20 protein-coding genes are annotated in these 23,534 nt (G+C 36.2%); 11 read left to right on the top strand and 9 right to left on the bottom strand.

Going from position 1 to position 23,534, the window contains the following annotated elements:
• The first annotated feature begins 13 nt into the window (after nucleotides 1–13).
• Entirely contained in the window at nucleotides 14–1,621 is a 1,608-nt protein-coding gene (locus tag EKM60_RS05780; protein WP_125713392.1) for a TIGR03766 family XrtG-associated glycosyltransferase, read from the top strand.
• Nucleotides 1,622–1,724: 103 nt separating this feature from the next.
• Here the strand turns inward: EKM60_RS05780 and EKM60_RS05775 are convergent, their stop codons facing one another.
• The 5 genes from EKM60_RS05775 to EKM60_RS05755 form a co-directional block, all read right to left on the bottom strand.
• A complete protein-coding gene (locus EKM60_RS05775) occupies nucleotides 1,725–2,168 on the bottom strand; it encodes an OsmC family protein (protein ID WP_125713390.1) in 444 nt (147 codons plus the stop codon).
• Between the two features lie 405 nt (nucleotides 2,169–2,573).
• Entirely contained in the window at nucleotides 2,574–3,551 is a 978-nt protein-coding gene (locus EKM60_RS05770; protein ID WP_125713388.1) for an acetylxylan esterase, read from the bottom strand.
• 25 nt (nucleotides 3,552–3,576) lie between these two features.
• Nucleotides 3,577–5,082, bottom strand: coding sequence for a sodium:solute symporter (locus tag EKM60_RS05765; protein ID WP_125713386.1), 1,506 nt, complete (start codon nucleotides 5,080–5,082; stop codon nucleotides 3,577–3,579).
• Nucleotides 5,079–6,272 carry a cation:proton antiporter gene (locus EKM60_RS05760; RefSeq protein WP_125713384.1) on the bottom strand — a complete coding sequence of 398 codons (1,194 nt, stop codon included), beginning with the start codon at nucleotides 6,270–6,272 and terminating at the stop codon, nucleotides 5,079–5,081. The genes EKM60_RS05765 and EKM60_RS05760 overlap by 4 nt, the downstream gene beginning before the upstream one ends.
• Nucleotides 6,272–7,015, bottom strand: coding sequence for a sugar phosphate isomerase/epimerase family protein (locus EKM60_RS05755; protein WP_125713382.1), 744 nt, complete (start codon nucleotides 7,013–7,015; stop codon nucleotides 6,272–6,274). The genes EKM60_RS05760 and EKM60_RS05755 overlap by 1 nt, the downstream gene beginning before the upstream one ends.
• 436 nt (nucleotides 7,016–7,451) lie before the next feature.
• On the opposite strand from EKM60_RS05755, the gene EKM60_RS05750 reads away from it, so the two are divergent.
• Together EKM60_RS05750 and EKM60_RS05745 are read left to right on the top strand one after the other, a co-directional pair.
• Nucleotides 7,452–8,327 carry an N-acetylneuraminate lyase gene (locus EKM60_RS05750; protein WP_125713380.1) on the top strand — a complete coding sequence of 292 codons (876 nt, stop codon included), beginning with the start codon at nucleotides 7,452–7,454 and terminating at the stop codon, nucleotides 8,325–8,327.
• Nucleotides 8,328–8,340: 13 nt separating this feature from the next.
• On the top strand, nucleotides 8,341–9,033 hold the full coding sequence (locus EKM60_RS05745) for an N-acetylmannosamine-6-phosphate 2-epimerase (protein WP_125713378.1): 693 nt from the start codon (nucleotides 8,341–8,343) through the stop codon (nucleotides 9,031–9,033).
• A gap of 82 nt (nucleotides 9,034–9,115) precedes the next feature.
• Here the strand turns inward: EKM60_RS05745 and EKM60_RS05740 are convergent, their stop codons facing one another.
• The gene (locus tag EKM60_RS05740; RefSeq protein WP_125713375.1) at nucleotides 9,116–9,937 is read right to left on the bottom strand and encodes a MurR/RpiR family transcriptional regulator; all 822 of its coding nucleotides are present in this window, start codon (nucleotides 9,935–9,937) and stop codon (nucleotides 9,116–9,118) included.
• Between the two features lie 84 nt (nucleotides 9,938–10,021).
• Here EKM60_RS05740 and EKM60_RS05735 point away from each other — a divergent pair, with 84 nt between their 5' ends.
• On the top strand, nucleotides 10,022–10,882 hold the full coding sequence (locus EKM60_RS05735) for an ROK family protein (protein WP_125713373.1): 861 nt from the start codon (nucleotides 10,022–10,024) through the stop codon (nucleotides 10,880–10,882).
• 26 nt (nucleotides 10,883–10,908) lie between these two features.
• On the opposite strand, the gene EKM60_RS05730 is transcribed toward EKM60_RS05735, so the two are convergent.
• The gene (locus tag EKM60_RS05730; protein WP_125713371.1) at nucleotides 10,909–11,148 is read right to left on the bottom strand and encodes a hypothetical protein; all 240 of its coding nucleotides are present in this window, start codon (nucleotides 11,146–11,148) and stop codon (nucleotides 10,909–10,911) included.
• A 72-nt stretch (nucleotides 11,149–11,220) separates the two neighbouring features.
• Here EKM60_RS05730 and EKM60_RS05725 point away from each other — a divergent pair, with 72 nt between their 5' ends.
• The 3 genes from EKM60_RS05725 (at nucleotide 11,221) to EKM60_RS05715 (ending at nucleotide 15,358) form a co-directional block, all read left to right on the top strand.
• The gene (locus tag EKM60_RS05725) at nucleotides 11,221–11,601 is read left to right on the top strand and encodes a YueI family protein (protein ID WP_125713369.1); all 381 of its coding nucleotides are present in this window, start codon (nucleotides 11,221–11,223) and stop codon (nucleotides 11,599–11,601) included.
• A 15-nt stretch (nucleotides 11,602–11,616) separates the two neighbouring features.
• A complete protein-coding gene (locus EKM60_RS05720; protein WP_125713367.1) occupies nucleotides 11,617–12,594 on the top strand; it encodes a ribose-phosphate diphosphokinase in 978 nt (325 codons plus the stop codon).
• A gap of 553 nt (nucleotides 12,595–13,147) precedes the next feature.
• On the top strand, nucleotides 13,148–15,358 hold the full coding sequence (locus EKM60_RS05715; RefSeq protein ID WP_125713365.1) for an L-type lectin family protein: 2,211 nt from the start codon (nucleotides 13,148–13,150) through the stop codon (nucleotides 15,356–15,358).
• A 318-nt stretch (nucleotides 15,359–15,676) separates the two neighbouring features.
• Here EKM60_RS05715 and EKM60_RS05710 read toward each other — a convergent pair whose 3' ends face one another.
• Nucleotides 15,677–18,004 carry an HAD-IC family P-type ATPase gene (locus EKM60_RS05710; protein WP_125713363.1) on the bottom strand — a complete coding sequence of 776 codons (2,328 nt, stop codon included), beginning with the start codon at nucleotides 18,002–18,004 and terminating at the stop codon, nucleotides 15,677–15,679.
• A 90-nt stretch (nucleotides 18,005–18,094) separates the two neighbouring features.
• On the opposite strand from EKM60_RS05710, the gene EKM60_RS05705 reads away from it, so the two are divergent.
• The 4 genes from EKM60_RS05705 to EKM60_RS05690 all read left to right on the top strand — a co-directional run bounded on the left by EKM60_RS05705 (nucleotide 18,095) and on the right by EKM60_RS05690 (nucleotide 21,737).
• Nucleotides 18,095–18,757 (top strand): HAD hydrolase-like protein, encoded by a 663-nt coding sequence (locus EKM60_RS05705; RefSeq protein WP_125713361.1) that lies wholly within the window; start codon nucleotides 18,095–18,097, stop codon nucleotides 18,755–18,757.
• Between the two features lie 2 nt (nucleotides 18,758–18,759).
• Entirely contained in the window at nucleotides 18,760–19,572 is an 813-nt protein-coding gene (locus EKM60_RS05700; RefSeq protein WP_125713359.1) for a hypothetical protein, read from the top strand.
• Between the two features lie 16 nt (nucleotides 19,573–19,588).
• A complete protein-coding gene (locus EKM60_RS05695) occupies nucleotides 19,589–19,951 on the top strand; it encodes an iron-sulfur cluster biosynthesis family protein (RefSeq protein ID WP_125713357.1) in 363 nt (120 codons plus the stop codon).
• Between the two features lie 103 nt (nucleotides 19,952–20,054).
• Nucleotides 20,055–21,737 carry a glycosyltransferase family protein gene (locus EKM60_RS05690; RefSeq protein ID WP_125713355.1) on the top strand — a complete coding sequence of 561 codons (1,683 nt, stop codon included), beginning with the start codon at nucleotides 20,055–20,057 and terminating at the stop codon, nucleotides 21,735–21,737.
• 393 nt (nucleotides 21,738–22,130) lie between these two features.
• Here EKM60_RS05690 and EKM60_RS05685 read toward each other — a convergent pair whose 3' ends face one another.
• Nucleotides 22,131–23,516 (bottom strand): hemolysin family protein, encoded by a 1,386-nt coding sequence (locus EKM60_RS05685; protein WP_125713353.1) that lies wholly within the window; start codon nucleotides 23,514–23,516, stop codon nucleotides 22,131–22,133.
• Nucleotides 23,517–23,534: the final 18 nt, after the last annotated feature.

Here is a 23,534-nt window from a genome sequence, read left to right as displayed (position 1 = left end):
TAGGGAAAACCAGATGCGTAGATTTTATAATTTTAGTAATTCAGTGATAAATATTTTTTGGAGAGTCTTATTTTTTCTGACTCTCTTTTTTGCATTTACTTCAGTAAACATAATAATTGGAGACAACGATACCTTTGGAACTAGTACAACCATGGTGACGACAGGATTAGTTATTTTTATTGTTGCAGTAATTGTCATGATCTATGCATATCCTAAAATTCGAGCTTGGTTTTATAACGTTTTTATTACCCATCAAGTCTTAACTGGTAGTTTGATATTATTGGCAGTTGTCATTGCTCAAATATTTTTTGTGTCATATTGTCATCCAGGCAGTGGATTTGACTCAGGGATGTTGTTACATGCTGCCGAAAGCACTAAACATGCTGAGGAAGTCGATGTTACGAGTTACTTTAGTCTTAACCAAAATAACTTGCCTATCATGCTTTTCATGCATTGGTTAGTAACATTAAGTGGTAAATCCTCTTGGTTATTCTTTGATTACGTAACATTAGTTTCTGTGGATCTGTCAGCATTAATTAATTTAATGAGTATTATGTTGATCAAAAAGAGAATGTTAGGCACAGCACTTTATATGCATTCTTCATGGTTGATGGTCTTTCCAACAATCATCATGCCTTATACCGATGCCTGGTCATTGCCATTAGTATCAATGTATTTGTTCTGTTATTTTGTTATGTATAAAACATCAAAGATGAGCACACCGATAGAACAATTGTCATTTGTCTTGGCCGGATTAGTTTTTGGTTTCAGTGTGGTTTTAGTTTATTTTGTAAAGCCCTCGGCAATTATCCCAGTGATTGCGATAGTTATTATCGGAGCCTTAAATTGGTTGATCAAAAAGAAACATGTGACGATGAGCGGAGTAGTGGTAACTTTGGCGGCTTTAGCACTGGTCGGTACTAGTGGCGGAGCTACTTATATGGTTGCTAACAATAAGATTCAAAACCAGACGTATATAAAAATCGACAAGTCACGTTCGATCCCGGCTATTCACTTTATGGCCATGGGCGTGTATGGACAAGGTGGCTATGACTGGCATCAAGCTGTCGCGATGACTTTCATTCCGACTGAAAAGCAAAAATCCGATTATTCCGTTATGATGCTAAAAAAACGTTTGAAGAAACTTGGCCCCTGGGGCTACTTCAAATTTTTGATTATGAAGCAGCGTAACAATACAGCCGATGGGACCTTTGGTTGGTTGAAGGAAGGACATTTCTTCCTAGAGAATCAAAAGCCAAATAATAAGGGTATTACCAATAAATTAAAGAACTACATATATCTTTACGGAAGGCATATTGCCGACTTTAGATTTGCAGCTCAATTATGGTGGATAACGTTACTAGTGATAATTGCCTTAGGATTCGGACCGCGAAATGATCTGATCCAAATTCTGCGATTATCATTGGTCGGTGGTTTTATCTTCTTATTACTATTTGAAGGTGGACGTAGTCGTTATTTGATTCAATATCTTCCATGTATATTATTACTTGGAGTATTGTCATTTGAACGAGCAATATCTAATATTAGGCGATTATTTGGTTGGTATGAAGTAAAAGTAGATGAGGCCAAAAAGGCTGATGAATTATCCCAAGAAAATTAAAAGGGTTGTTACATAACCATTTTTACCTTAAACATGCAATATAACATAGCTTTTTTCGCTTAAAAAAAATAAGACTAGTAATTATTAGTCTTGTTTTTTTTTATTATTCAAATGGTACTACTTTGTCCTCAAATACTGGAGCATTTTCAATAGTGTCATGTACAGGACAGTGTTTAGTTACAAAATCGATATATTTTTCGACTTCTTCTTCAGTATTGTCAGCATCAATGTAAAAAGTAGAGGTTAATTTAGAGAAACCAACTTTAGCATCCGGATTTCTTCCCAAGTATCCATCTGGATCAAATTCTCCCTGGACCTCTACTTTGACGTTTCTTAAAAGGATTCCTTGTGACTTAGCAAATGATTTAGCTACCATGGTTTCGCAACCGCCAAGGGCTGATAAGAGTGCTTCGACAGGATTCATACCTTTGTTGGTCCCACCGGATGAGATAGGCTCATCCAAAGTAAAATCAAAATCTCTTACGTGACTGTTAACTTCAATTCCCTCAACTGAAGATACTGTAGCTTTGTAGATTTTTTTGGCCATGATTATTCCTCCTTTTTGTCTATACTTCAAATGTAATATATTTAAAACGTTTACACAATGTTTATGGTGGTTTGCTTCCGAGCACAAGTGATCCGGCCTGCTGTGGGAACGACTTCAGCCAAGGTCTGAAGTCTCGATTATGAGCTTTGCTTTCGCAAATCTCGTAATACGTCCATTCCGTAAGAATGGCTGCTCCGTCCTAACGAAACTGTCACTGCTGGCCGAATCACTTGCGCTCTCCGGCGTTATTTTCAAGATGATATATATAAATACAAAAACTCCCCAATACACAATAAATGTGTAATAGGGAGTTTTTTGATATATAGCCGAAGATTTAGAGTAATGGAACCAGTTGTGCAGGTGGAATTACTCTAACACGTAGGCGGAAAGAGTGGAAATAAAAACTTATATCTGAGTATGAAGCGAGATCGTTGAACCTGATAACCAATTCATGACCTTATCATTAACATGAACATTCATTTCCTCATGACCATATTCAGGGAGAGTGAACATTTCTTTGTCACAAGATAACCGGTTATACATGGCAAATTGAGTAGAAGGGAAGCAGATATTGTCATCCAATCCAGTTATAAGTTTGACTGGATTTTGGATTCGATGTGCCATGTTTTTAATGTCAATATAAGATAAAGTATTTAGAATTTGTTCTTCAGTTGTATGGAATGGGTCCGAAAACTTGAAGTATCTAAACAATTCATTATAAGGTTCGTTTTGATCGCCCAACTCTAGTATTCGTTTGAAGTCGGATAGGAAGGGATAAATCACGACTGTTAAACTAATTTTTTTGTTCAATGCAGCGGCGACGATAGACAATGCGCCCCCCTGCGAGGCACCATAACTGTACAATTTACTATCATCTACAAAAGATTGTTTGGAGATGATTTCGATTATTTGATAGACATCTAGATAGACATCTTTGAAGAATAAATGTTCCGGTCCATCGACAGCACCACGAATAATTTGACCTTTGATCGTGTTACCACGAAAGACGGTATTATCCTCTGATTGGCCTGATTGACCACGAACATCCATCATCACAACACCTAGCCCTGCAGCAGGGTATTGGAGAAGGACTGACCAATCTAGTGATTGTGCCATGTAGCCGTGAAATGTGAAGACTACAGGAACTTTTTTATCGGTTTTGGGAAATAAACATTTTGCATAAATAGTGGCATTGTTAGTTCCTTTAAATTTTAGTTCATAACAATTTACATTAGGTAGATTAAAATCTTGAAGAGTTAATTTATATTCAGGTGTGGTAGGCAAATTATTAATTTGTTCATTCCAAAATTTATCAAAGTTTTCGGGGACTTCCTGACGTCCACGATAAGTTTTCATTTGTTCCAATGTCATTGTATCTTGCAAAGTTATTGACTCCCTTTATTCTAAATTATTTTTTAACATATTGTTGATTGATAGTGGCAGCTGTTAAACCAGTAACATCTTTGTTTGCTTTTGGAATAAATAGACTGAAGACATATCCCAGGACAAATGAAGAGATAAAGGCAACACAAGCAACTAATAGTGAAGAAATATTTAGTGATTGAGCATAGAATGACAAAGCAACACTGGCAATTAGTCCAAGTAGTACACCAGTTGAGTTTGCACGTTTTGTAAAGATACCGACAGCAAAGACACCAGCAATAGGGACACCGAAAATACCAGTAACTGTTAAGAATAGGTTCCATGTTTCGGATGCGTTACCTAATAGTAGGTATATAGCAACACTTAGACCTAGCAATCCAGCAATAATGATAATGATACGAGCAAGTGTAACATCGCTCATATTTTTTAGTTTATCATTGAAGAATCTTTGTTTAAAGTCAGTAACGGCACAAGATGAAATGGCATTCAAACTGGAGGCAATTGTTGATTGGGCTGCGGCGAAGATACCGGCAATAACCAATCCGGCAACACCAGCAGGCATTTCTGTGATAACAAAGTAAGGAACTATAGCACTAGTATTGAATCCCTTTGGAAGTGAACCAGTATGACTATAGAAACTGAAGAGAACTGTTCCCATACCGAAGAATAAAGGAATAGTGATCAAAGCAAGCAAACCGTTAGTCCAAAGTGATTTGTTAGTATCTTTAACAGATCCTGTCGTTTGGTAACGTTGAACAACGTCTTGGCTACCTGTGTATTGATACAAACTGTTAAAGATTTGACCAGCAAGGATCAATGGGATGAATTTGGATAGATCACCGACATTCCAGTCAGCACTAGAGAAGAATTTGTGGTGAATAGATACATCATTAACGACAGTACCAAATCCACCTTTGACATAAGCAATACCTAAAATACATACAAGTAAAGCTCCACCAAGTAGAAGGAATCCTTGGATAACATCACTCCAGATAACACCTTCAATACCGCCAAGAAATGTATAAACGATACATAAGCCACCAACAAAGACGGCGATAAGAATTGGATTGATATTTGAAACGGATGTGATAGCAATAATTGGTAGATAGATAACAATAGCTACACGTCCAATATGATATAGCATAAATAAGGCACTACTGATAGCTCTCATAACAGGGCTAAAACGTTCTTCGAGATATTCGTAAGCTGTAGTAACTTTTAATTTTCTAAAGAAGGGAACGTAATATTTAATTAAAATTGGAATAAGGATCAGAATTGATAAGTTACCTACGGCATATCCCCAGTCATTTAGGAATGACTGTTCAGGGGTAGACATAAATGTGATAGCACTTAGAGTTGTTGCATAAATACTGAATCCAGCGGCCCAAGCGGGAATCTTACCCTCGGCTGTAAAGAAAGCGTCAGAATTTTTACTAGCTTTTTTAGTAAAGTAAGCGCCAACGCCAAGCATTGCTAATAAATAAACAACTAGGACAATCCAGTTTAGAGTACCAAAACCAGCTTTTGTCATATTTTCACCTCATTAATTGCAGCGTCTGCAATTTTATTTTCTTTTGTAGCTCGTTGAATAAATAATTTTAAGATCAATGGTGCAATGATGGTGGTAACAACGGTTACGACGATCATTGCTGTGTAGTGATTTTGATCGATCAGTTTTGCTCCGAGAGCAACGTTAGCGACAACTAGGGCCATCTCACCACGAGATACCATACCGGCACCAACGATATTTGCTTCATTCCAAGATAGATGGAATAGTCTTGCACCAAGAGCTCCACCGATTTGTTTTCCAATAATAGCGATAATAATTAAGGAAACAATAAAGATAATGTCATTCTGGAGTCCTTTGAAGGTAATATTTAAACCAATACTTACGAAGAACACCGGAATAAATACGGCATATCCTATTGGTTCTATTTTTAGTGCTAGAGATTCTCTGAATTTTGTTTCTGATAGAGCGATACCGGCGAAATAAGCACCAAGCACATCACTCATGCCTAAAGCAACGGCGATGGCCGCAAAACCAAAGCATAAAATAACGGCACCAGTAGCTTCATTTTCACTGGTATTTAATTTACTGAAGAAGGACATAAACTTAGGGACAAACCATTTGCCTAGGACAAGCATGATAACGAAGAATAATAATTTGGTACTGATCATTAACCAAACTGGCTGGTCGCTACTGCCATTTGAGCCAAAGAAAGCAACGCAGAGGCCTAGCAGAATAACACAGATAATGTCATCGGCAACGGCAGCTCCTAAGATGATGGCTCCTTCACGAGTATTCATCCGACCCATTTCCTTTAGAACTTGAACTGTGATACTGACAGAAGTAGCACTGAGAACAAGTCCAATGAACATTGAAGTAGTCCAAGGAAAGTTGAAGACCCAAGCACAGAGAGCAGCAGCGGATAATGTAGGAAAAATAACTCCCAGAGTCGCTACGGTCATTGCAGGTCTCCAGTATTTGATAAGTAAGGAGAGGTCGCCTTCTAGTCCAGCAATAAACATCAGAACTATGACGCCAATTTCAGAAAAATACTGAATAAAGGTCGTACCGGTCAAAATATTTAAAACGGCTGGTCCAGCGATAACACCAACTAGGAGTTCCCCAATAACACTAGGAAAATTTAAAACACTAGAGAGATGCGCTCCTAATTTGGTTAAGATCAAAATGATTACTAGTTGGAGCAGGATACTCATTATCTACTGTCCCGATCCTTTAAGGCATCGTTCACTAGTTTGATTTGTCCAGGCAATTCTTGTTCAGAAGTTTCATATTCAATAAAGATAGGGATGTTATTTGATAAGTTATTAAGAAGTGATTTCCAATCAGTAGCACCTTCGTTTAACATAACTGTTTCTTTATCTTTAATATCCTTTAAGTGAAAGACCGTGATAGCTTCAGAAATATTCTTGAAAGCATCTTCAGGGTCTTCATAGATCCAATACCAATTTCCAGAATCGAATGTGTATCCTAAAGGAATATCTAATTCTCGTAATTTGATAATTTGTTGAACGATATTGTCTAGAACGCCATTCTTATTAGGTTCATTCTCGATCGTAACTTTAACGTTATATTTATTGAGTAGATCTTTTAAACCTTCTAATTGATCGACTGAGATATCTTCAAGGTCGCCGAGGCTGATCTTTAAATGTCCGATATGATATTTCTCAGCCATTTTTAGATGATCTTCCAAATTTGGATTAACTTCAGTAGTCTTGAAGAGTTGCTCAGGTACTGAATAAAAGAAGCCCCAATTTTGCTTCTGGCATAATTCATAGATTGCTTTTAACTCTGAATCTTTCGTTTCTTCGTTGAAGAGCTCTCCACGAACCTCGATATTGTCGATAGGATAGTCGGATAATTGTTCCAGATAAGAAAGTTGGGAACCACCAGCTTGAATCTTATTTGCGAATACAGCCGTGTTAATCGATGCTTGCATTATTTTTCCACCTCTCAAAATAAAAAACCGTCACTAATATCCACCCCGTAGGGGCGTTTATTAGTAGCGGTTAGATTGACTGAATAACTATTACGTGAAAAATATAACATGGAATTTTATCAATGTAAACGTTTTCTTAAAAATAGTTACCGAATATGTTAAAAACGATAATCATTAACATATTACTTCTACTTTATAGAGTATCTTTTTCGCTTTTAGCAATTTTTGGAACGAAATTCTAGTTAAATTGACTTTTAAATAGTCTAAAAAAATTTTAATAGTCAGAAACGCTTTTATAACAATTTACGATTGATTAAACGAAAATGATTACCAGAATATGCTATTGAAATATTAATTACCGTATTGTACATTTATGTCAGCGGTTAACGATTGGAAAAACTATTACAAACAAAATCAAATTTAATCGAGGGTAATTATGAAAAAATTATATTCAGCATTAATGACAGCTTTTAATGATGACGGCACAGTTAATGAAGCCGGCACAAGAGAAATGATCCGTTACAACATTGACGTAAACAAGGTTGATGGTTTGTATGTTGGTGGTAGTACTGGTGAGAACTTCAATATGAGCCACGACCAAAAGGAACAAGTCTTTAAGATTGCTATTGATGAAGCTAAAAATGATGTTGATCTTATTGCTCAAGTTGGATCATTGGATCTAAATGAAGCAAAATATTTAGCTAAGTTTGTTACAGATCTTGGCTATCCACATATTTCTGCTGTTACACCTTTCTATTACAACTACACATTTGAACAAATCAAGAATTATTATAATGAAATCGTTAAAGACGTTGATAATGAACTTATCATCTATTCAATCCCTGTTCTAACAGGTGTTTCACTATCACTTGACCAATTCGCTGAATTATTCGAAAATCCAAAAATCATTGGTATCAAGTATACAAATGCTGACTTCTTCCTATTAGAAAGAGTTCGTAACAGATTCCCTGACAAATTGATCCTTTCTGGATTCGATGAAATGCTACTTCCTGCACTTGCACTTGGTGTTGATGGTGCCATTGGTTCAACATATAACTTGAATGCAAAACGTGCTAAAGCTGAAATGAATGCTTTTGACGATGGTGATATTGACAAAGCTCGTCAATTACAAAAGGATAGTAATGATCTTATTTCAGCACTTATTGCTAATGATATTTATCCATCATTGAAACTTGTCTTCAAAGAACTTGGCGTTAATGCTGGTGTTACAAAACAACCTATGGCACAACCAACTCCAGAAATGATTGCCGGAGCAAAGAAAATTTACAATGACTATCTAAAAGAAAATTAAGAAGTGATAAGCTATGAAAAATAATTTTTTGGAAACAGTAAAAGGGAAATTAGTCGTTTCTTGTCAGGCTTTGTCTGCGGAACCTTTGCACAGCTCATTTATTATGTCACGTATGGCTCGTGCCGCTAAACAAGCGGGTTCGGTAGCAATCAGATGTAACTCTGTTGTTGACATTCAAGCGATTCAAGATGAAACACATTTGCCAGTAATTGGCTTAAATAAAGTGGATTATGATGATTCTCCAGTTTATATCACACCAACAATGAAGGAAATGCGTGCTGTTGCCAGCACTGGTGCTGAAGTTGTAGCTTGTGATGTAACAGGACAAGTTAGACCACACGGTGAGAAGTTAGCTGATATCGTAGCTAAAATGCGTCAGGAATTTCCTGATACACTATTGATGGCTGATACAGCAACACTTGATAATGTTCATGAGGCCATGGACCTTGGCTTTGATATTATTGGAACAACTATGCACGGTTATACTCCTGATACTGATGGAATGAACATTGCTGATGATGATTTTAGTTATTTGAAGGAAGTTTTAAAAATAGCTGATCGTCCAGTAATAGCTGAAGGCAAAGTTGATACACCTGAAAAAGCACGTCGTTGTATTGATCTTGGTTGTCATGCCGTAGTAGTTGGCGGAGCAATCACTCGTCCATTAGAAATTGCCACGAAATTTATCAACGCTGTTAACGCATAAGCGTACACGGTTAGCTTTTAAGCATAATCTAAAAATAGGGCCGTATTTGCAAAAGCAAATGCGACCCTATTTCTTAATCTAATTAATTATTACTGTGAAATTTGTTCTCCATAACTAGTTCAACAGTGTGACTGAGACGTTTATTGAAAGTTTCATTTTCCAATAACATTGTAGTGATAATATCTAAAGCGTAAGTCATAGCAAATTGTGAATTAATGAAACGGGTATTATCAACGAAATTGCTGTTTTTGACTAGGATCGGATAGTCACTTAATTCGTATAATTTACTTTTTTCAAAGCCTGTTATACCAATGACTTTGGCACCGTTACCTTGAGCAATCGTGGCAGCCTTATTTAAATCAGTCGTACTACCTGAGGATGACAATGCTAGAACAACGTCATCTTTGCCAATAATACCCGAGGTTATATACATAATGTGGCTTTCAGTCATAGAAAAGGCGGCGATACCCATTCGGATCAAGCGTTGCGTCATTTCTTGGGCAGTGTAGCCGGAACTTCCGATTCCAAAGATATAGATACGACGGCAATGGGAGATCAGATCAACAACTTTCTTTAGTTGATCCGTATCCAAACGCTCCCAAGTATCACTCAAAACGTTGCGGTAGAAACTGTATACTTCATCCGCAATCGAATTTGTGGCTATTGGTTTAGGTGCGGCTTGCCGTTCACTAGCTAATTGTAGTTTAAAGTCATAGAAGTCATGACAATTCATCTTTTTCACAAATCTAGTGATGGTGGCATTACTTACGCCGACCTTTTCGGCCAGAGTCGTAATACTCATCTTTTGAACGTCATTGGGATTTTGAATGACTTGGATTGCGACTTTTCGTTCTTGTCGAGAAAGCATTGGCAATTGATCTTCAACTAGTTTTAGAATGTTCATAAAAGTTCCTCCATGGTCTATAACACAATAATAAATACCATTTTGATAAAAATCAATAATTATTAACAAATAGGAGAGAGAATAATGGATGATAAATTATTTCTTGCTTTTGATATTGGTGGTACAACGATTAAATACGGAATTGTAGATACGGAATTAAATGTTAGTGATTTCGGAAAAGTTGATACTAAGCACAATAAGGATGGCTATATTTTAACTGCTTTGCAAGAAGTCACTGCTGATTTTCAAAAGAGGTACAGATTGAGTGGGATCGGCATTAGTACAGCTGGAATTGTTAAAGATGGCAGTATTTTATTTGCTGGGCCAACGATCCCTGGTTATCAAGGTACTAAGATCCAAGAAACACTAGAGAAACAGACTGGACTATCGGTCTTCGTAGTCAATGACGTTGATGCTGCCCTTTTAGGCGAGCAATTAGCTGGGGTCGCTCAAGACAGTGAAACGACTTATTGTGTTGCTTTGGGAACTGGTATTGGCGGAGCATATCTCAAGGATGGTAAATTACTTAGTGGTACACATGCCTATGCCAATTCGATCGGTTACATATTATATGATGAAAAAACAAAAACTTATTATGAACAGCGTGCCTCAACACTGACTCTTGAACACAATTTAAAAAAATACAATACGAGTGTGATCGATGCTTTTGAATATGCCAAAAAGGGACAAGAACCATATCTACAAATTATTGAAGGTTGGTCAGATGAAGTCGCTCGTGGATTGGCTGAAATTGTTCTATTATATGATCCGGAAATATTAGTTATCGGTGGAGCTGTTTCTAAACAAGGTCAATATTTGATTGATCTATTGCATCGGCACATGGATAATAAGATCCCTGATGGTCTGTTTAAGACAGAATTACGTATTGCTAGATTAACAGATAAGGCACAAATTTATGGTGCGATTTCTCAGTTCATGAACTAAAAAAGAACACCAAATGGTGTTCTCAGTTAAATACGTTTCTTAATATTATATGGTACTACGCCAGTGTCACTATCTTTGGTACTGGTTTTTTCATCCTTAGCAAAGTAAACGTAGAATTTCTTATTATCTGCTACATCTTCAGCCACGATCAAGGATGATTCATAAGGATCTTTTGCTTTGTAAATCTGTGCCCCTCTGACAGCTTCACCAAAATCTCTTGAATTAGCAATAGCGTCGCCGGGGTTAAAAAATACCATTTCATCCATAACCAACACATCCTTTCATTGCTTCTATTATACAATTATGCTATTAATTAAGCTAAGAGAAAGAAGGATGTTATGACTAACGTTGAAGATTATATTAAGAAAAATATCTTTGGCAAGCCACAATTAAAGCCAGACGAAAAAAATAAATTTTTAGGTAATTTTGCCGAGCGAGTTGCGATTGCTTTGACAGTTGCACAGCTTAAGAATGCCAGCAATATCAAGCTGGTAGAGGATATTATGAAAAAATATCCTCATTATCATCTTTATTTAAATGGAAAAATAGATTCATACATACTGGATAATTATATTCAATTAAGTGTAAAATTAGGGTATAAGTTTACCATTGTTACACAATCACCCGTGAGAAAAGGTAGCGGGACCCTAACGGATGCCGATATGGCCTTGGTGATTGCGGACGAGAATAAACCCATTGGACGACCAGTACTTTTATAATTTTGGAGGACAAAAATGTCTCAGTCATTAGATAAACTTGCTTTACTTTCTTTAAATGGAAATAAACCATTAGCTAAGAGAATTTCCGAATATATGGGAATCCCATTGCTTGATGCTTCAGTTTCTCATTTTAGTGACGGGGAGATCAACATTCAGATCAACGAGAGTATTCGTGGTAAGGATGTTTATATCATCCACTCTGTATCTGATCCCGTTAATGATAATTTTATGGAATTGATGATTGCTGTTGATGCATTAAGACGTGCAAGTACTCACAGGATTACTTGTGTCTTGCCTTACTTTGCATATACACGTTCCGACAGAAAGTCACGTTCAAGAGAACCTATTTCCGCCAAACTATTTGCTAATATGCTAGAAATGGGTCGTGTTGATCGTGTGATCGCACTTGATATGCATGCCGATCAAATTCAAGGATTCTTTGATATTCCAGTTGATCACTTACGTGCTATGCCTATATTTGCTCGTTACTTTATGGATACAATGGATAATAAAGAAGATGTTGTCTTTGTTGCTCCTGACCATAATTCAACTAAACGTGCTCGTGCGTTAGCAGAAGTATTTGGTTCACAAATTGCTATCGTTGACCAACGTTCAACTGAAGATGATGATCTTGTTTCTGATGTTATCGGTGATGTTGATGGTAAGGAATGTGTCATCGTTGATGACTTGATCGATACTGGTACAAGAATGATCAATAGTGCCAAATCCTTGCTCCACGCCGGTGCCACAGGTGTTTCTGCAGCCGCTACACATCCTATTTTTTCAAAGAATGCTGCACAAAAGTTACAAGACTCTGATTTGAAGCAAATCGTCGTTACAGATTCAATCACTATTCCTGACGAATGTAATTTTGATAAACTAAAGGTGTTGTCAGTTACTGGTTTAGTCGGTGATGCTATTCGTATCATTGAATCAGACGATTCAACTGCGCCATTGTTTACTGTTCGTGATAACTATCGAGAAATTCAATAAGGACTCATCTGGGGGTGTCCCAGAAGAATCCTTTTTTATAACTAATTCAAAAAATATAAAAGGTGGTATATATGAAGAAAAAAGGTCCCATATTTTCCTTAACGATTTTGATTATAACTTTATTGGTTGTGAGTGTGATTTTATACATTGCTGACCAACAGAGAGCAATTTTAACCCTAATGGAAGTCATTGTGATTTCGGCAGTCTATCTAATGGGCATGGATCGAAACCATAAGGGACACAAAAAGCGTAAGACGGTGAAGTTTTAGGCTTTCATCATATAAACAGGGAGGACAATTTTGTCCTCCTTTTTTTGTGGAGTAAAACCTCACCTGCACAACTGGTTACATTGCTTTCAAGATCGGGTTTATATTCATAATGTAACAAATAATATTTATATAATTGACGATTCCTTTGAAGCAAGTATAGTGACGATTATTTCTGCTGAAAACCTTTTGCCAAAACAAGATAAATTTATGAAAACGTATTATCATGTACGTAATAGAGTATTTATATTTTTATGAGGGTAAAAATGTGAAAAGGAGTCAGGGAAATGTCAGGGAAAAACAAGTATGTATTAATGACTATTTGGCAAGGTCTTTTGATATTACTTGTCTTTTTTAGTTTTAGTACTAATGTGTCGGCAAGTGTACAAAGTGAAACTCCTAGAGGATTAGATTATGGTTCAATAAAGAATTTATTTAATGCTCCCAATCCCATTTGGCAATCAAGTGGTTCAGATGGGGATAAGTATAAAAATAATATTATTATGTCGTATAATGCGTTCAATCCTACTGATCCTTATACCGCATTGTCAGGCGTAACGGCTGCCAATGATCTTAGTGACACTGCAGGTTATATGTGGGGGAAAAATGACAATAAGTTGGATATTACCAAATCTCAGACATTTGGATTTTGGATTTCATATGCACCAGGAACTTCTGGTAAAGGTGACGCTAGTATGGCATTTGTTTTACAAAATGATCCTAATGGAGATAATGCAAGGGCTACATTAGGAAATGAATCTTCAGGAAAACCTATTATGACTCCACCGGAGGGTTTAGGTGTTTGGGCACCAGATTCTTCTAACCCGGCTGGTGCAATTAAGAATAGTTGGGCCATTGAATTGGATTCTGGGATAAACAATACTAATACTACCAACAATGCATTTGATATTGGCTTGCAAACGACAAAGCCACATATTTCAAGCAATTATCCTGGTGAATCTAGTTCTTATATTAATTCTGGAACAAATGTATATCGCCTTATTCATCAAGGTACTATGTATCATTATTTAGGAGGCGAAACTTCAGGACATTATTGGCATCATTTGGCAGTAAGATACATTCCCAATAGTGATGGAAAAACAGCTGATGTGACATATACCATTAATGATAAGAACCCGGACGGAACTCCTAATACGAACACTGGAACTGAATCAGAAACAAATCCAATTGAAGAGTCTAAAACTGAGACAATCGATTTGAGTAAGTTCCATCTTAACGGAGAAACCAAATTGAATTGGGGGTTTACCGGTTCTACTGGTAACTTAGGTGGAGCCATATATCTGGCTATTGAATCCGCTCCTACTATTGTTAATGGTTCAATAACTTCGCAATTGATTGATGATACTCAGGATAATCGAGTTTTAGATGATCCAGATGGCAATAACTATGTAAATTCTGGAGATAACCTTACATTAAAATATCAAGTGAAATATAATAGCGGAACAGTTGATCTAAAAAGAATTCTATCTAACATTACTTTGCCCTACTATACGACCTTTAAGAGTGGGACCGTTACATTCGCCAATGGCAATACGGAAGCATTATCATCTAGTGAAATAAAAAATAGAGTTTTGACGCATACTATAAGTAGTTCATCAAATGTTTTGAATGCTGGTAATAAAACAGCGACAGTGGAAATCCATTTAGGTATGGTGAATATGGCCATGGATGCTAAAGTTCCTAGTTCGCATGCGTCATTTAAGGGAGATACTTATGGTGGTGATACTGAAATACCAGGATTTACAGTAAGAGCCACCAAGCCTAAGCATACTATGTCATTGACTTCTAGCACAAAAGACTCGCAAGAAATCCAATCAGATCAGGATGCGACTATTTCTGGTAATTTGAAGTATTCTGATGGTGCCAGCTTTGATAAAAATGGGGCTGATATTCATGTGAATATTGATGGCACTGATCAAGAAATAGTTAATATTGGATCTTCTGGATCTTCATCTAGTTTAGACTTCAGTCAAATTTTATCCGGTATAGATCTTAAAGCAGGAACTCACACTATTACTGTTTATGCCTCAGATTCTTATTACATTAAATCCAACAGTATGACTTTTAAAGTTATTGTCGATGATAAATATTCCAAGATAAATGCTGCTCCGTCGTATAGTTTTAGAACTCTAAATGGAGCTCGTGCAAGGGTTATTCAGCGTCAAGGCGATTGGCCTTTGAGTGTTACATCGAAAAATTCCTCTTGGGAACTTGATGCTCAAGCCACGCCATTGACTGATGGCAGTAAAACCTTTGCCGGATATGTGATCTATAAAGATGCCAATTCAACTAAGAATATGCAGAACAATTTGGTTAAACTAGGAGAGTCCAATGGAACTGAAACGGATACTACATCGATTCCTGAAAAGTATGACTGGACTACTGATACTGGTATTCTCTTGCAATCAACTACTGATGTAACCAGTGGTTCTTATATCGGAACCATTGATTGGACCTTGGTTGATAGTGTTAATTAGTTTCTTTGTTGTCGCTTAAGTTTGTAAGTAATTCCAGCTAGTATTTAAAAATTATATTAAATAGTTACATCTATAATTTTAGATGTGACTATTTTTACGTTCAAAAACAAAAAAATTCCCAATAGAAGTTGAATATACAACAACTATTGAGAATCATTAACAAAATTCAGCCGGAGGTTGTAAGAAAGTTTACCAGCCATATCAGTGGTGTTAGAAGGTGATTTTCCTTCTTACACCACAGACGTAATTCGAGATTCAAGACCGTGTCTTGAACCGTTCCATGGCAGGTAAATTTTATTACGACCGTAGGCGACAGGTTTATTTCCAATTGATCCGAGAGAACACTCTGCGACCCAACACTTCACGCATAAACATGAACAACGGCCAGATGATAGCAAAGATAACTAGGTAAATAACGATGTATTTCCAATTTAAAATACTTTGAATACCAAATAGGGATGCTCCGAGAATAAATAAAACTGCAAAAATTGCAAATGACACACCGATCATAACTTTCTTTCTAACAATCAATGGGCGACTGATCGAAAGTAGAGCACAATATCCGATTAAGCCGATTACAAAGACTGATTGTGTTGAAGTAGTAATGAAGGGAATATTCATTTTTCCACCGAAGAAAGCTATTCCGCAGATCAATAAAATATTACAGATGGCTGCTGGTAAAGCTATTTCCATAACATTACGCATGAATCTACCAGCTGGTGGAGTGTAGTTAGGTTCTAATGCCAAAATGAAAGTTGGAATACCAACAGTTAGGGCATTTATTGGTGTTAGTTGGGAAGGTTGGAACGGATATCCTGTTCCCAAAATAATAAAGATAATTGCCAGTACGACTGAATAGATAGTTTTGATCAGGTATAGTGAAGCGACACGCTCAACATTGTTGATAACCCGACGACCTTCGTTAAGCATGAAAATCATTGAATCAAAGTTCCTATTTAATAGTACGAAATCAGCACTAGCTTCAGCAGCGTCACTTTCTCCAGCGATAGCGATACTACAATCTGATTGACGCATTGCCAAGACATCATTAACACCATCACCAGTCATACCGACAGTTAAGCCATTATCTTGCATTGCCTTGATTAAGTCGGATTTTTGACTAGGTTTGACACGACCAAAAATACGATATTTATTGACCAAATCGGAATAGTCACAGTCTTCTTTAACTTTACTCATATCAATATAATTTTTACCAGAATCAATACCAGCCTGTTTAGCAACATTAGCTACGGTCACTGGATTGTCACCAGAAATGATCTTGAGGTCGATACCTTGGTTTTTCAAGTATTTAAATGTTGCTGGAGCTTGTTTTCTAACCTCGTCAGCAATCTTGATCAAGCCGATCAATATGTTGTTCTTTAAAACGGCAATTACTCTAAAACCTTGTTCAGCAGCCGTTTGAATAGTGCTTTTTAATTCAGTAGACGGTGATTTGATCAGAAATTCTGGAGCTCCCATAAGATATTTGACGTTTTTTTCATCAACGAATCCAGAATATTTAGTTTCTGATGAAAAAGGGATAACTTTTTGAATCTGTACATCTAAAGGTTCACTATTTAATTTTTGAATAGCGACAGCAGTAGCATTAGTTTCTTGAGTAGCAGAAACGATTTTGGTTGCAATTTGTTTAATGATTTCTTCTGAAAAATTATGATAGGATAGAATTTTTTTAACATTCAAATTTCCAGTTGTAATCGTACCAGTTTTGTCTAAACAGAGTGTGTCAACACGGGCTAGTGTTTCGATGGCACTTAGTGAACGGACAAGAATATTTTTTTTGGAAAGATTATACGCACCAGTGGCAAAAGCTACGGATGTCAATAAAACTAGACCTTCTGGGATCATACCAATGACTGAGGCTGATGTTCCCAAAATCGAAGTAGCAATATTATGATTTTGAAAATATGAACGGAAAAATAAAAGAAGCCCAATAGGAGTGATAGTATATGTTAGAATTTTAATAATGTTATTAATAATCTTCATTAATACACTAACTGAACGTTTATCTTTACTGACAGCAGAAGATAATTGTGAAATGAAACTATTCATACCGACTTGAGTCAATTGGACTTTGGCATGTCCGGCAACGATAAAGCTGCCTGAGTAAACTGGTTCTTCAACTTCTTTAGTTATCGTATCTGATTCACCAGTAATGCTGGATTCATTGGTTTGTAGACCGCTAGTTGAACGAACGATACCATCAGCAGGAACGGTGTCGCCACGTTTTAAAATGATAATATCATCTTGCACTAAATCTTCGATAGCAACGTCATTTTTGACACCATTTCTGATAGTTGGAAAGTCTTGGACGTTGACCAAACTGATTTTGTCGATCGTTAATTTAGAACGGATCTCTTGAAAGCTTCCAATGATAATATTAGCGATAACGGGTCCAAGAAAGAACAGATTTCGATATGAACCAGTCCAGAAAATTAAAATGGCAATGACCAAGTTTAATAAGTTGAAGAGTGTAAAAAGATTACTTCCGATGATTTGGGGAATTGAACGGGATAGTTTTTTTATTTGAACATTTGTTAGTTTCTGATTTATTTTAGATTGAACGGCTTCACTTGAAAGACCAGAATCTATATCGGTATATGAAGTGGGTTTATTAATTTTTACCATAGATTTACCTACGACTATTAGTTATTTTATAGCTAATGCTATATAATTTGCTTTACTACTTAAAATTTAACACAAAAGGATGAATTTATTTTGAATAACTTATTTTTTGATTTGGATGGGACAATTATTGACTCAGAAAAGGGGATCGTTAATGGCTTAAAGTATATGTACAAAGACGTTTTAGGCTATGTTCCTCATGATGACGATGTTTTGAGAACATACATTGGACCAACTATTAGTTATTCCTTCAAAAAGTATGATGATTTAGACGGCAGTGATCCAGAAGCTCAACGTCGAGTCTCAATTTTTCATGATTATTATATGGATAAAGGATGGCAAGAATTAAGCGTCTATGATGGCGTTTATGATATGCTCAAAGACTTGAATGATGCTGGTAAAGAAGTATTTATTGCCACATCAAAACCAGAAAGTATTGCGAAGAAAATAGTTGACCATTTGGATATGAAACCTTATGTTAGACATGTATTTGGAGCAACAGATGATGAAAAAACACGTTCTCTAAAAGAAGATGTTATTTCATATGGTATAGCTAAAACTTCCGTGGAACTAGATCCTAATAATCTAGTCATGGTTGGGGATAGAAGTAGTGATATTGTGGGGGCACACAAGAATAATTTGAAAGCAATCGGTGTTACTTATGGATTTGGCAAACGTCAGGAACTAGCTGATGCTAAATCAGAATGGATTGTAAATAAACCATCTGACATCACTAAAATAGCTATGGAGAAGTAATTATGAGCAAGTCATTATCATATAACAGGCACGGTTTTACCCTATTTTTATTATCAATTTGTCTTATGTTGATCGTATTTTTGGGGATAACTATGACTACCGTTTTGAACGGAAATTACGTAAAAAAGGTCGTTTCCAGCGATGAAAATATTTCTTTGATACGCAGCTATTCTAATCAAAAACTGAGTAGATTGGTAAACAGCTATTCGTCAGTTTCGAGTATTTCAACTGATCTTAGCAAGCATGATATTAAGAAAATAATAAATACCTCTGTTGACGAAATGTATGATGATGATTCTAAATTGACGATTGGTAGTTCGATTTTGGATACCATTGGTGGCAATTTAAAAAAAGCTTCTAAAAAGCAAGGCTTGAATATTGATGCTGAGATAAATCAAACTGTCAGCGTTAATAAAAACTTAATGAATCAGATGATCCAAGACGACTTAGGCCCGATAAATAACCTTTCGATAGCTATAAAAAAGGTTCGTGGGATCGTTAAAGTTACGATTATTGTTCTAGCCATAATATTTGTGTTATTAGCAATCAGGTTGCGAGCCAAAGTCGGTTCTAATATGATATTTTTCCATCATATAGGAACGGTAGGAATCTGTACCTCAATATTATTATCAATATTATTGGCATTTATTTATTTCCCTATACAAAACCTTATTTCAAGCAATATTGAATACAATTTACATGATGTACTTTATAATGTCCTCAATGGTATATTCCTCAGTTATATATCGATCGTTTTTATGGTATTGATCCTAAGCGTGATCGACTGGGGAAGTACCATGAAGTATAAGTACTAATAGTGAGGTGTTAGTCATGAGAATTAAGCTAACGACAGAGGCCAAGAATAAATTATTGGTCTATGCAGAAAAAGGGAAAAAGATAATTCTTGATCTTGATGACGGCTTGGGACGCTTTTCAGGAGAAGGGGACTGCGCTTTGATCACTAAATTTCGTGTGATAATTGTTGATAGTAAAGAAGATGTTTCAGACTACTCGATCAAGTTGGATAGTTCATTAGGTGACATCTACTATAAAGAAAGCGCATCCGAATTTCTGGAAGCTGGTCTTGAACTAAAGGTTAACCCTAAGACACAATTACTAGTCTTAAAGAATGATCATGAGACTATTGATAATAGTGTAAACATTATTGATTTTGACGTAGTAAAATCTAAATAAAGATTGAAATTGTTGAGTACTGGAAATTTTCCGGTACTCTTTTTTTATTGCTCCAGTCTTGTATAATAAAGAATAGCGTTAAAATTTTAGGGGAGTATTAATAATGCAGGATAATTCAAAGATTCGAAGTAACAAGTATCTTAGATATACCTTGGTTACTATCGCCACATTGGTTGTTTTTGTGGTTGCAAGTATAGCGTCAGTTTATTTTACTGAATTCTATCATGGTCAATTTTGGTCATATTTAGGTAGTAGCGATAATCGTTTTCACGCGATGAGAATTGAAGGACTATATGAAGCCATAAAGCATAATCAATATTATCCTTGGATCAATATGTCGTTTATGGATGGTTTTGGTTATATTTCCAATGTTTTCTATTCAAATATAATGATCTATCCAGCAGCCATCTTCAGGCTGATGGGCTTTTCAATGGCTAAAACCTTTATTGCATTTTATTTTTTAATAAACGTTTTGACCTTTTCAACATCGTTCTTAAGCTATTTGAAGGTAAGTAAAAAGTACTGGAATAGTATGGTATTTAGTTTTGTTTATACATTATCGACTTATCGTTTACATAATTTGTTGTTCCGTCACGACGTTGGTGAATTAATTGTATTTGTCTTTTTGCCAATTGCCTTTTTAGGAATCTACGAAGTTTTCTATGGTAAACGTCAAAATTGGTGGTATCTCACTATCGGGATGACAGCAATTATTTATTCACACGCTTTATCGCCAGTTTTAGTAGCAATCGTTATTATCTTGATTGCACTATGTCAGTATAAAGAATTAAAGATTCATCCAAAACGTTTTTTAGCGTTATTATATGCAGCAGTTACTTCATTATTACTTTCATTGGCATACTTCTTACCAATGATGGAGCAAATGAAACATACAGATTTTAATCTAGCACATTCGGCTATCAGCCTTTCTGCAGGTGCATTAGAGTTGCAAGATTTGATCGATGCTAGTTTGAATAACGTCGTTACACAGCCAGTAATTGGGCTGTTGATGATGACTTTAGCAGTAATTGTTTTTGCCAGTTATAAAAAAATCGACAATACAGCTGTTAAACATTTTTCATTATTAGGTGCTGGTTTGTTAGTTATGAGTACCAGAATTTTCCCATGGGGATTGATCGATAAGACGCCATTGAAAGTCCTACAATATCCATGGCGTTTAGATATTGTTATCTCGATCATGCTAGCAATCTTTATCGCTTATGATCCGTTACACATTCTTAGAGGCCGTTTGGGTAAAATAGGTATGATACTTGTCGTTATGCTATTAACCGTCTCAGCCAGCAGCAGACTCGGCCATACAGCCGATGGAATCAATTCATATGCTCAATATAATAAATTGGAAACATATAGCATTGGGGCCGGTCAAGAATATCTACCAGTTGGAACAAGCTTGGATGAACTGAAGAAGGCCTCACATAAGCCAAGTGTAGAATCTGGTAAAGCTAAGTTGAGTAACTTCAAGCAAGATTGGTCTACTTTAACCATGGATTATAAGGACGCCAAGAATGCCAAAATAGACTTACCGATAATCGGTTATTATGGTTACCAATCTACGACAAAGGGTAAAACCGCTGCCGTTACGATGGATAAGGATAATTACAATTTGGCTCAAGTAAACTTGAATGGCAGCGGCAAATTGACTGTTGCTTACACGGAGACAAGTATTCAAAAGTATAGTCGAGTACTTTCATTGTTAAGTTTTGTAGTCTTGCTTGTTTGGCTGATTGCTGGTAAAGCAGGGTTTAAGTTTAAAAAGAATAAATAGTTTGTTTAAGTCTACAGGACTGAGAATATTCACCTGCTATGCGGACCGGTCCCAGCCTTGGTCTGGTACCTCGGTTTGAAGCCTTGCTCGCAAGTCTCCAAACACGTCCGGTGGTGTAAACGGCTTACGCCGTAACGCCACATCCATAGCTGGTAAATATTCTCAGTCCCTCCGACTAATTTTGTATTGAAAAATAGCACGTATATATCCGATTGGATGTATACGTGCTATTTATTTACATTTACTATTCAAAATTCTTTTCTTCAGTAGTTACATGAATATTAATTACTGCTATTGCTTAAGACTACGATAATATATTAAAACTATCTAGCCGGAGAGTGAGATTCTCTCACTCGCAGGCAAAATTATCCAACAAAAAAGCCCCAAAAGGACTTATTCTTTTAAATCATCTACATCAGTTAGTGATGCTAAATTATCTTGTTTAGTAACGGCATCTTTATCAACAGAAACAGTAAACCAGTTGACAAATCCGTGATCAAATTCATCAACCTTGAAGTGGAAATTAAGCATGTTAAATTCAAAATCTTGGCTGATGTTAGGATACTGTTCGATCATATATCCACCGATAGTAATAATATCGGATTCTTGGAATTCAGGAATGTTGGTCTTAAAGAATCTCTCAAAATCATACAAAGTAGTTTTACCAGAAACGTTATAACTACCATCATCATTTTTGACGATGTATTCATCGGAGACGTCATCGATTTCATCTTTAACGGTACCGAATAATTCCTCATAAATATCTTTATCGGTAACGATACCACTAGTTCCACCATATTCATCAACGACTACGACGATAGGTGTTTGTTTCTTGATCATTTTAGATAGGATATCTTGAATAGGCATTGTTTCAGGAACTGTGTTAACAGATCTAAGAACACGACTGATACCAATGTCACCGTCTACTTGGTTTTGACGGACGATATCATAAGCATAAACATAACCTAAGACCTTGTCCTTATCATTGTCGGCAACAACTGGGAATCTTGAGAATCCTTGTTGTAAATAGTCTTTTAGAACGTCCTTTACTTTGTCCGTAATATCAACTACGTAAAGACTGGTTCTATCGACCATAATATCTTTAGCAACTTTATCATTTAATTCAAAGGCTCTTTGCATAAAGACGACATCATTTTGGTCCATATCACCACCATGGATAGATGATTTGGATAATCTTAGAATCTCTGACTGTGAAAAGATTTCATTTTCAGAATCAGCAGGTTTTAGACCCATTAATTTGATAATTCCAGTTGCGGAAATATTTAACAGCCAAACGAAAGGATAAACTGACAAATGGAAGATACGCATTGGTGTGACAACGATCATCAACATACGCATTGGCATATCGATCGAAACATTTTTTGGAACGATTTCAGTTAAAACAACCTCTAAGTATGTTAGTAGTAGAACACCAACAATTGAACCTACAATGTGTAATCCGCCACCGCTGCTTGAAAGATGGATCAGACCGAAGAAATCGATCAAAAGATATTCGATTGTACTTTCACCGATCCAACCTAAGATGATACCAGCGATACTTGTACCAACTTGTGTAGTTGATAGGTATTCGTTTAGATTATTTACCATCATTAAAGCACGTTTTAGTTTTTTCTGATTACCTTCGCCCTTTGAAATAGCATCTTCAAGCTGGCTGGGTCTAGTTTGTACTAAGGCAAACTCGGCTGCAACGAAGAAGAATGCGAAGACGAATGTTATTAGAATAATAATTAAGTTAGCTGTAATTGCAGAACTTGACAATATTGAATTTCCCCTTTT

The organism is Companilactobacillus kedongensis (genome assembly GCF_003946625.1).
Taxonomy (GTDB): domain Bacteria; phylum Bacillota; class Bacilli; order Lactobacillales; family Lactobacillaceae; genus Companilactobacillus; species Companilactobacillus kedongensis.
This window is presented reverse-complemented; position numbering and strand designations above follow the sequence as displayed.

Coding starts and splice junctions, on each gene's coding strand:
- EKM60_RS05690 (WP_125713355.1), top strand. CDS start 20,055: ATGCAGGATAATTCAAAGATTCGAAGTAACAAGTATCTTAGATATACC.
- EKM60_RS05700 (WP_125713359.1), top strand. CDS start 18,760: ATGAGCAAGTCATTATCATATAACAGGCACGGTTTTACCCTATTTTTA.
- EKM60_RS05720 (WP_125713367.1), top strand. CDS start 11,617: ATGTCTCAGTCATTAGATAAACTTGCTTTACTTTCTTTAAATGGAAAT.
- EKM60_RS05695 (WP_125713357.1), top strand. CDS start 19,589: ATGAGAATTAAGCTAACGACAGAGGCCAAGAATAAATTATTGGTCTAT.
- EKM60_RS05780 (WP_125713392.1), top strand. CDS start 14: ATGCGTAGATTTTATAATTTTAGTAATTCAGTGATAAATATTTTTTGG.
- EKM60_RS05745 (WP_125713378.1), top strand. CDS start 8,341: ATGAAAAATAATTTTTTGGAAACAGTAAAAGGGAAATTAGTCGTTTCT.
- EKM60_RS05715 (WP_125713365.1), top strand. CDS start 13,148: ATGTCAGGGAAAAACAAGTATGTATTAATGACTATTTGGCAAGGTCTT.
- EKM60_RS05735 (WP_125713373.1), top strand. CDS start 10,022: ATGGATGATAAATTATTTCTTGCTTTTGATATTGGTGGTACAACGATT.
- EKM60_RS05775 (WP_125713390.1), bottom strand. CDS start 2,168: ATGGCCAAAAAAATCTACAAAGCTACAGTATCTTCAGTTGAGGGAATT.
- EKM60_RS05740 (WP_125713375.1), bottom strand. CDS start 9,937: ATGAACATTCTAAAACTAGTTGAAGATCAATTGCCAATGCTTTCTCGA.
- EKM60_RS05765 (WP_125713386.1), bottom strand. CDS start 5,082: ATGACAAAAGCTGGTTTTGGTACTCTAAACTGGATTGTCCTAGTTGTT.
- EKM60_RS05725 (WP_125713369.1), top strand. CDS start 11,221: ATGACTAACGTTGAAGATTATATTAAGAAAAATATCTTTGGCAAGCCA.
- EKM60_RS05730 (WP_125713371.1), bottom strand. CDS start 11,148: ATGGATGAAATGGTATTTTTTAACCCCGGCGACGCTATTGCTAATTCA.
- EKM60_RS05755 (WP_125713382.1), bottom strand. CDS start 7,015: ATGCAAGCATCGATTAACACGGCTGTATTCGCAAATAAGATTCAAGCT.
- EKM60_RS05760 (WP_125713384.1), bottom strand. CDS start 6,272: ATGAGTATCCTGCTCCAACTAGTAATCATTTTGATCTTAACCAAATTA.
- EKM60_RS05710 (WP_125713363.1), bottom strand. CDS start 18,004: ATGGTAAAAATTAATAAACCCACTTCATATACCGATATAGATTCTGGT.
- EKM60_RS05750 (WP_125713380.1), top strand. CDS start 7,452: ATGAAAAAATTATATTCAGCATTAATGACAGCTTTTAATGATGACGGC.